12 protein-coding genes are annotated in these 12,810 nt (G+C 40.1%); 11 read left to right on the forward strand and 1 reads right to left on the reverse strand.

The features are described from left to right. Position 1: 1 nt before the first annotated feature. From cobJ to QME45_00175, 7 genes are all read left to right on the forward strand, one after another. Complete coding sequence (gene cobJ / locus QME45_00145; protein MDI6617069.1) at positions 2-721, forward strand: precorrin-3B C(17)-methyltransferase; 720 nt, start codon at positions 2-4, stop codon at positions 719-721. Then, on the forward strand, positions 718-1,455 hold the full coding sequence (gene cobK / locus QME45_00150) for a precorrin-6A reductase (protein MDI6617070.1): 738 nt from the start codon (positions 718-720) through the stop codon (positions 1,453-1,455). Before cobJ ends, cobK begins: the two co-directional genes overlap by 4 nt. A 52-nt stretch (positions 1,456-1,507) precedes the next feature. Continuing rightward, positions 1,508-2,575 carry a nicotinate-nucleotide--dimethylbenzimidazole phosphoribosyltransferase gene (cobT, locus tag QME45_00155; GenBank protein MDI6617071.1) on the forward strand — a complete coding sequence of 356 codons (1,068 nt, stop codon included), beginning with the start codon at positions 1,508-1,510 and terminating at the stop codon, positions 2,573-2,575. A 5-nt stretch (positions 2,576-2,580) separates the two neighbouring features. Next, entirely contained in the window at positions 2,581-3,120 is a 540-nt protein-coding gene (gene cobU / locus QME45_00160) for a bifunctional adenosylcobinamide kinase/adenosylcobinamide-phosphate guanylyltransferase (GenBank protein MDI6617072.1), read from the forward strand. After that, complete coding sequence (gene cobS, locus QME45_00165; protein MDI6617073.1) at positions 3,117-3,854, forward strand: adenosylcobinamide-GDP ribazoletransferase; 738 nt, start codon at positions 3,117-3,119, stop codon at positions 3,852-3,854. The genes cobU and cobS overlap by 4 nt, the downstream gene beginning before the upstream one ends. Beyond that, positions 3,851-4,441: an alpha-ribazole phosphatase family protein gene (gene cobC, locus QME45_00170; protein ID MDI6617074.1), complete on the forward strand. Its 591-nt coding sequence runs from the start codon at positions 3,851-3,853 to the stop codon at positions 4,439-4,441. The genes cobS and cobC overlap by 4 nt, the downstream gene beginning before the upstream one ends. A gap of 136 nt (positions 4,442-4,577) precedes the next feature. After that, positions 4,578-4,703 (forward strand): hypothetical protein, encoded by a 126-nt coding sequence (locus QME45_00175; protein MDI6617075.1) that lies wholly within the window; start codon positions 4,578-4,580, stop codon positions 4,701-4,703. Positions 4,704-5,022: 319 nt separating this feature from the next. On the opposite strand, the gene QME45_00180 is transcribed toward QME45_00175, so the two are convergent. Beyond that, on the reverse strand, positions 5,023-6,273 hold the full coding sequence (locus QME45_00180) for an MFS transporter (protein ID MDI6617076.1): 1,251 nt from the start codon (positions 6,271-6,273) through the stop codon (positions 5,023-5,025). 397 nt (positions 6,274-6,670) lie between these two features. Between QME45_00180 and QME45_00185 the strand changes: the two genes are divergently transcribed. The 4 genes from QME45_00185 to QME45_00200 all read left to right on the forward strand — a co-directional run bounded on the left by QME45_00185 (position 6,671) and on the right by QME45_00200 (position 12,567). Continuing rightward, complete coding sequence (locus QME45_00185; protein ID MDI6617077.1) at positions 6,671-8,710, forward strand: sodium-translocating pyrophosphatase; 2,040 nt, start codon at positions 6,671-6,673, stop codon at positions 8,708-8,710. A 267-nt stretch (positions 8,711-8,977) separates the two neighbouring features. Beyond that, entirely contained in the window at positions 8,978-10,588 is a 1,611-nt protein-coding gene (locus QME45_00190; GenBank protein ID MDI6617078.1) for an extracellular solute-binding protein, read from the forward strand. Positions 10,589-10,682: 94 nt separating this feature from the next. Beyond that, positions 10,683-11,669: an ABC transporter permease subunit gene (locus tag QME45_00195; GenBank protein ID MDI6617079.1), complete on the forward strand. Its 987-nt coding sequence runs from the start codon at positions 10,683-10,685 to the stop codon at positions 11,667-11,669. A gap of 10 nt (positions 11,670-11,679) precedes the next feature. Continuing rightward, positions 11,680-12,567, forward strand: coding sequence for a carbohydrate ABC transporter permease (locus QME45_00200; GenBank protein ID MDI6617080.1), 888 nt, complete (start codon positions 11,680-11,682; stop codon positions 12,565-12,567). Positions 12,568-12,810 lie beyond the last annotated feature (243 nt).

Here is a 12,810-nt window from a genome sequence, read left to right on the forward strand (position 1 = left end):
AATGGCAAAACTTTATATTGTAGGGATAGGTCCAGGGTCAGTTGAAAACATGACAATAAAAGCATACAACGCCATAAAAAATTCAGATGTTATCGTAGGCTATACTTTTTATATGGCTCTGGTTGAGGATCTCATCAAGGATAAAGAGGTAATATCGACAGGCATGCATGGGGAGATTGAAAGGTGTGCCATGGCAATCGAAAAGGCAAAGCAGGGATTTAATACTGTGATAATAAGCACCGGCGATGCAGGGCTTTACGGAATGGCAGGACCGGTGATTGAGATGGCGGATGGGATAGATGTGGAAGTCATCCCCGGTGTCACCAGTTCATTCGCGGCGGCGGCAGAGCTTGGGGCTCCGATAATGCATGATTTTTGTACGATAAGTTTAAGCGACCTTTTAACGTCCTGGGATACGATTGAGAAAAGGTTGAAGTGCGCCTGCGAAGGGGATTTTGTAATCGCATTGTACAATCCGAAGAGCAAAGGGAGGAAGGATAATTTAAAAAGGGCGGTGGATATCATATCTGAATATAAAAAAGCGGATACGCCTGTTGGGATTGTGAAAAATGCAGGGAGGGAAGGAAATGAAAAGCGGATAACGACCCTTTCAAATATAGATTATGATTTTGCCGATATGAGGACAGTGCTGATAATCGGAAACAGCGGTACGTATATAAAGGAAGGACACATTATAACTCCGAGGGGGTATAAAATTTGATATGGATAATAGGAGGGACATGTGAGGCGGTCGAGCTTGTAGAAAGGATAGATGACAGATATAAATACATAATAACCGCTGCGACGGAAGTGGAAAGGGAGTTTATCGATAATGGGAATCTCGTCGTATGCCGGATGGATGAGGCCGGCATGGAGGATTTTATAAAACGCAACTCAATAAAGGTTGTCGTCGACGTGTCTCACCCTTATGCATTTGAGGTAACCAAAAATGCAAGGGAAGCCGCTCATAAATGCAATATCGAATATATAAGGTATGTGCGGAAGAAAACAGATGACATGGAAGGCTGTGTATATATGAAATCTATACATGACTGCCTTGAGTTTTTGAAGACTGTAAACGGATGTGTGTTCTTTACGACAGGTTCAAAAAACATAAAGGAATTTGAATCCGTAAGAGGGGAAAACAGGTTTGTATACAGAGTACTGCCTTCAGTGGAAAGTATAAAGGAATGCATGGACAGCAATGTGGTGATGAAGGATATTATCGCATCTCTTGGGCCATATAGTGAAGATTTCAATGCCGCGATGTTTAAAGAATATGGAGCTTTGTATGTTGTCATGAAGGACAGCGGCATTCAGGGAGGTACGGGTGAGAAAATAAGGGCATGCAGAAGGCTTGATATAAAGGCAGTTATAATCGGCCGGAAGGATGAAGAAGGGATAAGCGATATTGACGATATCATAAAAAAATTGGAACATAGGAACTTACAATAAGCAGTCAATAGTATAAAGTATTCAAATCGTAAATAAAATGGAGGGGAAATTTATGAATCTTTTAGAAGAAAGCGTACAAAAAATAAGGCCGGCCGATACCGGCGCAAAAAATGAAGCTAAAAAGAGGCTCGACAGTCTTGCAAAGCCGTTGGGAAGCCTTGGATACCTTGAAGATATTGCTGCTAAAATGGCCGGCATTACAGGAAATGTATGCAGCAAAATACACAAGAAGAATATTGTAGTCATGTGTGCCGACAACGGTGTAGTGAAGGAGGGCGTGAGTACTTGCCCGAAAGAAATTACTGCTGCCATGACGGTGAACTTTACAAGAGGAATAACGGGAGTATGCGTTCTGGCCGACCATGCCGCATCTGACCTGACGGTTGTGGACATAGGGGTGGATGCCAGAATAGTGCATCCCGGAGTATTGGACAAGAAGATAGCATTTGGCACAAATGATATAGCAAAGGGTCCAGCAATGACCAGAGATCAAGCAGTCAAAGCCGTTGAGACGGGGATAGAAATTGTAGATGACCTTGTAAGGCGTGGATATGACCTCATCGGTACTGGAGAGATGGGGATAGGCAATACCACAACCAGCACGGCGGTATTATGCGCTCTTTCCAATCTTTCACCTGATGTTGTCACCGGAAAAGGTGCCGGTCTTACCGACGCCCAGTTTGAAAATAAAAAAGCGGTTATAAAAAAGGCACTTGCAGTAAACAGCCCCAAAAGGGACGATGTTATCGATGTGCTGTCAAAAGTCGGGGGCTTTGACATTGCCGGCATGTGTGGATGTTTCATAGGTGCTGCAAAGAACAGGGTACCCATAGTAATAGATGGATTTATATCATCGGCGGCGGCATTGTGTGCCTATAGAATTAATCCAATAGTGAGGGATTTCATGTTTCCATCGCATCTATCGGCAGAACCGGGTGCGGTATATATGATGAAGGAGCTTGGGCTTGACCCAATACTAAATCTGAAGATGAGACTGGGAGAGGGTACCGGTTGTGCTCTGGCATTCGAAATAATTGAGGCAGCCTTGCACATGATAGAATGCATGGGTACGTTTGATGATGCCGCCATAGCCGATGACTTTCTGGTAGATATAAGGTGATAGATATGAAGAGTGTATTGGTAACAGGAGGAGCCAGGAGCGGTAAAAGTTCGTTTGCAGAGTCGATATACAATGGAAAAACCGATGTGGTATATATAGCTACGTCGAAAGTAACCGATCGGGAGATGGAAGAAAGGGTTAAACTTCACAGAAAACAGCGGCCGAAAGATTGGATAACATATGAAGGATACCATAATATAGACGATGCGGTGAAAGGTTCAAGAAACTATATCCTCGATTGCCTGACTGTTATGACATCGAATATAATGTTTGAATACACTAAAGATTGCCAGGTTATAACCCATTTGATGCAGAAAGAGGTAGAGGACAGTGTAGTAGGAGAGATTGAAAGGCTGATGGATAGGGTACGGCTTATCGATGGCAATATCGTGATGGTTACAAACGAAGTAGGATATGGAATTGTTCCTGATAACCATATAGCGAGGGTTTTCAGGGATATATCGGGGAGGGTGAACAGAAGGGTGGCCGCCATGTGCAGTGAAGTTTATCTGGTATGCTGCGGCATACCCGTCAGGATAAAATGATAAAATCATTTGTTTTAATGATGCAGTTTTTTACCCGGCTGCCCATCAATATCGAGATAGACGTCAAAAGGGAGACTGTCATAAAAGGCACTGTTTTTTTACCGTTAATAGGTATGATAGTAGGGTTTGGCTCATATCTGGCATATTACATAGCAGGGTTAATAAACAGAGATGCAGCGGCTTTAGCCGCTGTAATCGTTATGTTTCTTATAACCGGCGGACTTCATGTAGACGGTCTGTCGGATACGACCGATGGTTTCTTTTCGGCAAGAAGCAAGGACAGGATACTGGAAATAATGAAGGACAGCAGGGTGGGATCGTTCGGAGTAATAGCCATAGTATTCGATATACTTGCAAAATATGTGCTTATAAAAAATACTTCCCCGGATATCGCTGCATATTCGTTGATACTGTCATGCGGCTGTGCACGCTCTTCAATGTCTTTGCTTTTTGGAATAGGAAAAAGTGCGCGCCCGGGCGGTATGGGGGATATGTTTTTAAATAAAGGATCATTTAAATACTTTATAGCGAGTTCATTGATTTTTGGAATAATAGGTTTTTACATGGCCGGTTATGTGTTTATGATATCATTTTTTGCATGCTTGTTGCTGTCGCTTTTGATGATGATGAAGTCGGACAGGATAATAGGAGGACTGACAGGGGATGTGTTCGGCACGATTTGTGAGCTTGCAGAGATATTGAGTCTGGCTATATTTATGGGAGTGAGGATATGAATATTGTATTTGTAAGGCACGGTAGGATATGCATATCGAAACAGCGAAGGTATATTGGAAGAGAGGATGTCAGGCTTTTGCCCGAGGGATTTGATGACATCAAAAAACTGAAAAATTATATTGAATGTATAAGCTTTGGGACTGTATACTCCAGTCCGCTTTTGAGAGCAAAGCAAAGCGCCGCGATTCTGTCGGACAAATATATTACAGATGAAAGACTTATGGAGGCAAATTTTGGCATATTTGAAGGGAAGACATATGAGGAAATTTGTTCAAAATTTCCTGTAGAATGCGAAAAATGGGCGAATGATTATGTAAATTATAATATCCCGGAAGGTGAAAGCTTGAGCGTGTTATTTGACAGGGTAGAGAACTTCCTGGATGATATATCGAAGAAAGATGGCAACATACTGGCAGTCACCCATGAGGGAGTGATACGGTGTGCACTGTCATTAGCCGTGGGAAACAGAGATTGCTTCTTCAAATTCCGTACCGGATATGGCAGGTTTGCCGTGGTGTCGATAGATAATGGGTACATGTATATAAGGGCAGTAAACGGATTGTTTAATTTGAAAGAAATATTATGAATGTAAATACGATGTTATAAGATTATACATAGGATGTAAGCGCGATGTGCAGCAGCTGTATTGAAAATCGGATGGAAGGGCGAATGTTTCATTAAATGGCGGTAATCCTATTAATGAATCAATGAGCATAGCAAATATGATTGCCGCCGAAGGGATCAAATCCTTTGTAATAGATACGGAAAGAGATTTTGTCAGGCTTGAACTTGTGCATAGAATTGCAAATGCCATGAATGCCGAGTATTTTAAACTGGAAAATTTATAGTTATCACCCCCCTATAAACAAGATACATTACGTATTTGTTATATAGGGAGTGATAAAATGAGAGTGGATTCAGTTGTCAAATCCTATAATATGATCAGAAGAGAACCAAATAGCAAATACGAAAACAATCGGATAAGAAATGATAAACATACCAGTTTATTCAGTTACATTTTGGCAGAACAAATCAAAAAAGCTGGCAAACGTTAGGTCAGATAATAATATAGGTTCATGGAATCGGCCTGAAAATATATATATTTTTCAGGCCGATTCAGCTTTTGTTAAAGCCATTTTCTACAAAATAAACGAGGGTCCATATTAATTATTCTTTTTGAAATATGCGTGCTATGCATAGCACTATCATCATTTCTGCTATTACTATGCAAAGGTTCAACGCCAGAGGGAGCGCACGGCTAATCTGTGAGAGCTGACCTGCTATCCAACCCGCAGGTGTACTTGTAAATAAAATTGCGGCGAAGATAAGGCTGTTTGTGCGTGCTCGTTCCTCTGAGGGAATGCTTATTGACATAAGTGATTCACATAAGGGTCCGAGGATGGCGAGCGCAAATGCTTCACATATCGCTGAGAAAAACACTGCCCAAAGCGCATAAACACCCATTGGTTGGCATACTAATAATACGATCAATCCCAGCATATGTGAACCCAGTCCGGTGAGAAGCGGCCGTTGGATCGAGCGAAGGCTAAGATGTGAGGTAATAAACAGATAGACCGATATTGTAATGATAGCTTTCACCAGTGGGAATAGAGAGAGCATAGAATTACTTATGCCATATGCGGCTGTGATAAACAAGGACCAGAAAGTGGCCTCTACGGTATTAAAACAGGTCATCAGTATCATAAGCATCACGTACAGCAATATGCGTGACTGCCGGATAGCAGAAGCAAACGCGTTCCAGTTGCCGAAAGTCAGCGAGAATAAATGGTGCCCTTTGCATTCTTCTATACGCTGATTGCCTATATCACTTTCGTTTGACATATGGTACTGTAATATAAACTTTGTGGTCATCATCACCATAGATAGAATATACAATATGCGCATGGTCGGTACAAGCGTAAACCGGTCAATGAAGAAACCTACTATCGGTGAAATGAATCCTGCCACTAATCCAAAAAGATTGAGTATGGTATAAATATTGATGAGTTGATCGGGATCGCCATCTTCGATAATCATGCAGCTGAAGCTGTTGCCGGTTACACGCCACATGCTGTTGAAAAATACTGCCAGCATAAAGTACAAATAGCCATGTGCATCTGCCCAAAGTATACAAGGGATAGTCCAGCTGAGCAGGCCAAATACAAGCATCATGCGGCGTCTGCCGTATTTATCTATGATTGCGCCCGAAAATAATCCCCATATGAATTGCATAGCAAGGCCAAAACTGGCAACCGTGCCGATCTGTACATCGTTCAAGCCGACTTCAGCCATATATATCGATACGAACGGCAAAATAAGGTTATTAGGAATTGCCCATAAAGGTTCTGTTACAACGCAGGCCCTTTGGTTTCCTTTAAGATAGCGCAAAGTTTGCCGTATAGAATGATTAAATTTCATATTAATTTTCTCCTTTTAATTTATTATAGGCATCAACTCCTTTCAAAAAATATTGACCGGGTAAATATATTGGGATTAAACTGCATAAATGAAACATAATAAACATTTTTAACCTCGCAGCGTTTGCTAATATTAAAATCAAATATTACTGTATAATTATAGCATGATGCAAGATATTATGTTCATATTTTCCAGTTAAAAAATTGGATGAAAACAGGAAAAAAGTTGTACGAAAGAGTTTTATTAAAAATAAGATTATTTTAAATACTTTTACCAAAATTTATATCCAGGTGATATAATATAATCTGTGATGTATAGATATTTTTATTTGCAAATCAGATACGCCTTAAATTTAATTTTCAAGGAGTATCAAATAACTACTAAGGGGGTCGTATAAATGAATTGGGTAATAGTATCTATAATTCTTTCATTCGCAGCTCTGGGCGTAGCAGGTTATTTTTACTGGTGGGTAGTTTCACAACCCGAAGGAAGCAAGGAGTCTGAAGATATAGGGCTGCTTATAAGAAATGGGGCAAACACTTTTCTTAAAAGAGAGTACATGGTACTTGCTAAATTCGTCGGCATTGTCGCAGTTATCATATTAATTTTTTTACCTGAACCGATATGGGCTCATTCGCCTCTCGGCAATCTTCAGGCGGCGATAGCATATATATTAGGCTCGGTTCTTTCGGCATGCGCAGGTAAAATGGGAATGCAAGTCGCAACCATTGCAAATGTAAAAGCGGTAAATGCAGCGAAGAAAGGGTTGAATCCGGCTTTTAACATAGGTTTCCGCGGTGGTGCCGTTATGGGCATGGCGGTAATCGGGGTATGCCTTTTTGGAACAAGTGTAATATATGCTCTTACTAAAGATATTACAACATCTTTGATGTTCAGCTTTGGAGCAAGTTCTCTGGCCTTGTTTGCAAAAGCCGGAGGAGGAATTTACACAAAGACTGCAGATATAAGTGCGGACCTTGTGGGTAAGGTGGAACTGGGGATTCCGGAGGATGACCCGAGAAATCCTGCTGTTATCGCCGACAATGTCGGAGATAATGTAGGTGATGTTGCAGGGATGGGTGCCGATCTCTTCGATTCAAATGTGGCATCAATAACTGCAGCTATTGTAATAGGTATGTCCATTGGACAGGTAAATATAGTATTCTGTTATGCAGCTCTTGGGCTTCTGGCTTCGATACTCGGAATCTTCTGCGTAAGAATCGGTAAAAAGGGAGACCCGAGCAATGCACTGAACAATGGTACGTATATTACCACAGTTATTTACGTTTTACTGACACTTTTGGCTTCACTGTTGTTTAAATATAATCTTCGTATTTGGGGAGCTACGGCTGTAGGTCTCGTCGTTGGAGTAATAATCGGTATAACTTCTGATTATTATACATCTGATGACAAGAAACCTGTAAAACTTGTGGCGGAATCCTCAAAGACTGGACCTGCATTTACAATTATTACAGGATTTTCTTATGGATTTCTGAGCGCGCTGCCTGCTCTTATAGGGATAGGCGTGGCTTCGCTTATAGCATATAAACTCTGTGAACCTCTGGGCGGAAGTTATCCTATGTTCGGAATAAGCATGGCAGCCCTTGGAATGTTATCGATAGTGGGTATGGTTGTTTCGAATGATGCATATGGTCCTATAGTTGACAATGCAAGAGGACTTGCAGAGATGACAGGTCTCGGAGATGATGTACTTGATGTAACCGACCAGCTGGATTCGGCAGGCAATACCGCAAAGGCGATAACAAAGGGATTTGCAATAGGCGCTGCTGGATTAACTGTCATTGCACTGCTCGGTTCTTACCAGGAAATTGTTGCCAGCGCAACGGGCAATACGATACAGTTCAATCTTATGAACCCAATGGTATTTTTCGGGGTATTGGTCGGAGTTGCTATACCGGCAGTTTTCTCAGCCATGTTAATGCTCGGTGTAAACCGCAATGCTGAGAGGATGGTTGCTGAAATACACAGGCAGTTTACGGATATACCCGGTCTGAAAGAAGGAAAGCCCGGCGTAGTTCCTGAATACAACAAATGTATCGATATTGCCGCTATAGGTTCTCTGAAAGAATTGATACCTGCAGGTCTTATAGTGATAATTGCAACGCTGATCGTTGGATTTATAGGCGGTATAAATGCAATTGGTGGATATCTGGCAGGCAATATAATGTCAGGGCTTTTGATTGCGCTCATGATGGCAAATGCCGGAGGTCTATGGGATAATTCCAAGAAGTTTATAGAATCCGGACATTTCGGAGGAAAAGGTTCTGCAGCCCACAAAGCGGCAGTTATAGGAGATACCGTCGGTGATCCTTTCAAGGATACGGCAGGTCCTTCGCTTAACACACAGATTACAGTTGTGTCGCTGGTGGCATCCATTACTGCAAGGCTGTTCCTGAAATTTTCACTTTTCAAATAGACGAATGGAATTCACAGATATTATAAATAAAAAAGGAACACTGAGGTTTTAATCAAACTTCAGTGTTCCTTTTTTATTTATATAGAAAGCCTGGATATTCAATTACTTATCTCGGATACTTATCTCTGATTTTGAAAGTTTACTATTTATTTCAAATTGTCATATTAATCTTGAATTTTGTCAATTTACTTTTTAAAATCCCTATGATTAAATGGGAAATAAGGATTTGGTGCGCACTAATACCGAAGAATAAGATAAGGGGGATAAATGATGAACTGTTCAAATAAAGGATTTAAATTCATTTCTATCTTTTTAGTTTCATTGCTGGTTCTAAGCACTCTATCGGGTTGCGGAAAAAAGCAACCTGCAGCTGCTGGCAGCTCAGATACGGGAGCAGGAATTAAGGTGACATATCCTATGAAGACGAATGTTGCGCTGAAATATTGGTGGAACTGGTCAAATCAGTATGCCAAGAGTCTAAATGAAGCTCCCATAGCAAAGGAATTGCAGAAAAAAACGGGGATAAAGGTAACATATATAAACCCTGGTGCATCTACAGCAGGTGATGCTTTCAATCTTATGCTGGCATCCGGTGATCTTCCGGATATAATAGAGTGGAACTGGGCAGGTTTTCCCGGCGGGCCAGAAAAGGCCATGAATGATGGCTACATTATAAAGCTAAATGATATTATAAATAAGTATGCTCCCAATCTTAAGGCATATTATGCGGCCAACCCCGACAGAGAAAAAATGGTAAAGACGGATTCGGGAAATTTCTATAATTTTCCGTTTTTTAGAGAAGATGAAATGCAACTTGCGTGGTATGGTCCTATAATGAGGCAAGACTGGCTGGATGATCTTGGACTGCAGGTGCCTACTACCATGGACGAATGGCACGATACACTTAAGGCATTCAAGGAGAAAAAAGGTGCGACAGCTCCTCTGACGGTAGACAGTGGATTATGGTATTTCCAGGTTGGCGCTTTTGCAGGTGCATACGGAGTTAAAAAAGATTTTTATCTGGAAAACGGGAAGGTAACTTATGGCCCTATTCAACCGGGTTATAAAGAGTTCTTGGCTGCCATGAAAGAATGGTATTCCGAAGGATTGCTTGATAAAAATTTTTCAACTTCAGATGGAAAAATCGTCAATGCAAATATGACCAGCGGAAAATCAGGTGCATCGCTTGGCGGTTCCGGAGGCGGACTTGGGGCATGGATGCAGACAATGAAGGACAAGGATCCCAAATATAAGCTTGTTGGTACACCTTATCCTGTATTAAACAAAGGCGACAGGGCAAAATTCGGACAGAGGGATCCTTATGGCAACAGCGATGGCGCAGCGATAACTACAAAATGCAAGAATGTTGAAATCGCAGCGAGGTATCTGGATTATCCATATTCAAAGGAAGGGCATATGGTTGCAAATTTCGGCATCGAAGGCGAATCATATAAGATGGTAAATGGTGAACCTCAATATACCGATATAATAACCAATAATCCGAATAAATTGACAAGGACTGACGCATTGAATTTATATACACTTATAAGAGGAAGCGGTCCGGCTGAACAGGATAAGCGATTAGTACAATGTGAATCTGGTTCACCTGAGCAATTAGCAGCCAAAAATAATTGGAAGAATACTGACCAGGCAAAACATGATATACAATATATATGCTTTACCCAGCAGGAATCAAGCGATATGGCAAAGATAATGGCTGATGTAAATACGCTTGTCAACGAAATGACAATAAAGTTCATTATGGGTACAACTCCTCTTGATGATTTTGACAAATTCGTAAAACAGATTAAAGATTTCGGTATTGATAAAGCAATATCAATAGAGCAGGCAGCCGTGGACAGATACAATAAAAGATAGTAATATTTCAACAATTATACAGTCTTTGAGTATTGTCAGAGATTTTTCTCTGACAATACTATTCTAAAGCCTTTGCGTATGAGGATGTGATGATATGATGAATCAAAAAAATTTAAAAATCCAAAGCCCCAAAAATGAATATGAAACTTATCATATGAGCACAAGGAAAGCCGGAGTCATACAGAATATAAAAAAAGATTTTAAGGCAAACAGGGAACTCTATTATATTTCTTTTATTATTATTGCATATTATCTTATTTTCTGTTATAAACCGATGCTTGGTGCCGTAATAGCTTTTAAAGACTATGTACCTATGAAGGGGATATGGAAAAGCCAATGGGTAGGATTCAAATATTTCAGGGATTTTTTTCAAAGCCCATATTTTGTAAGGCTTATCAGGAATACGATATGGCTAAGTTTAAATTCGCTGATATTTGGATTCCCGGCTCCTATAATACTTGCACTTTTAATAAATGAAATTGGAAATAAATTCTTTAAAAGATCCATACAAACTATAACATATCTGCCACACTTTATCTCAATGGTAGTAATCTGCGGCATTATTAAGGATTTTACATCCGATACGGGAGTAATAAATTATTTTATTTCCGCACTGGGCGGTAAGCCTGTGACAATGCTTTCGGTACCCAAACTGTTCATGCCGGTCTATGTTATATCAGGAATCTGGCAGGAAGTAGGCTGGGGGTCGATTATATACCTTGCGGCCCTTACAGGCATAGATCCTCAATTATACGAAGCATCGTATATGGATGGAGCAAACAGATGGAAACAGACGATCTATATTACGCTTCCGGGAATTGCTCCGACTATTATAATACTTTTTATACTGAGAATGGGCAGCCTTTTAAATGTTGGATTTGAAAAAATATTACTCCTTTATAACCCTGGGATATATGAAACGGCCGATGTAATATCTACATATGTTTACAGGAAGGGCCTGCTTGAGTTTAACTGGGGTTTCAGCACTGCAGTAGGATTATTGAATTCCGTAATCAATTTCTTTTTTTTAATTGCTGCAAATACAATTAGCAGGAAAGTAAACGATACAAGTCTGTGGTAGGAGGCAAAATATGAGGATTAAAAAAACACCTGGTGAGAAGGTATTCACTGTTTTCAATATATTATTTATGATAATTATGATTATTATGACGCTGTATCCCATGTTATATGTATTGTTTGCCTCTGTTAGTGATTCCGACGCAATAATGAGGTATACAGGGCCGTTATTAAAGCCAATAGGATTTACTCTGGCTGCATATAAAAGAGTATTTCAGTATCCGATGGTTTTAAGATCGCTTGTAAATTCAATAATAATTGTTTTAATGGGGACGTCAATAAATATATTTATGACATCTCTCGGTGCATATGTGCTTTCGCGAAAGCACTTCTATATAAAAAATGCAATGATGGTGCTTATTGTAATCACGATGTATTTCAGCGGCGGCCTTGTGCCGCAGTATTTGAATGTAAAAGAGCTGGGAATGCTCGACACCTATTGGGCCATTATAATTCCCGGGGCAATAAGCACATGGAATCTTATCATAATGAGAACGTCGTTTCTAAGCATACCCGATAGCCTTGAAGAATCGGCCAAGCTTGATGGCGCAAAACATATAGATATATTGTTTAAAATAGTTATACCTCTGGCTATGCCGACTATTGCGGTAATGATTCTTTTTTATGGTGTCGGGCACTGGAATTCCTGGTTTTCAGCCATGATATATTTGAAAACGAGGGATAAATTTCCGATGCAGCTTATACTAAGGGAAATATTGATATTGAATGATACATCAAGCGGCGGAATGCAGGGGAACAGTACGATTGATGATGTTCAGAAGATCGGTGAGACTATTAAGTATGCGTTAATCATTGTCGCAACCGTACCTATACTTGTGGTATATCCATTCCTCCAGAAATACTTTGTTAACGGTGTTATGATCGGAGCTTTAAAGGAATAAGCAGTTCCTAAAGGCAAATCGGTGTAAGTTTAATCTGGAAGATAACTGTTTAAAACAATATGAATTTTTATATAAATCGAATAAAAAGTACTCTTTCTAAACGATAATTGAAATAGATAAATTATTGACTTATGTAAGAAAGAGCACTTTTTTATATAGAAAAGAATAAAATTCCCATCAAAATGTTATTTTTGCTATTTGCGATGTTGTCAGGATGTAAAAACAATCTTTGTTTGAAGGGAG

This window comes from Clostridiales bacterium, assembly GCA_030016385.1.
Classification (GTDB): Bacteria; Bacillota; Clostridia; order Clostridiales; family Oxobacteraceae; genus JASEJN01.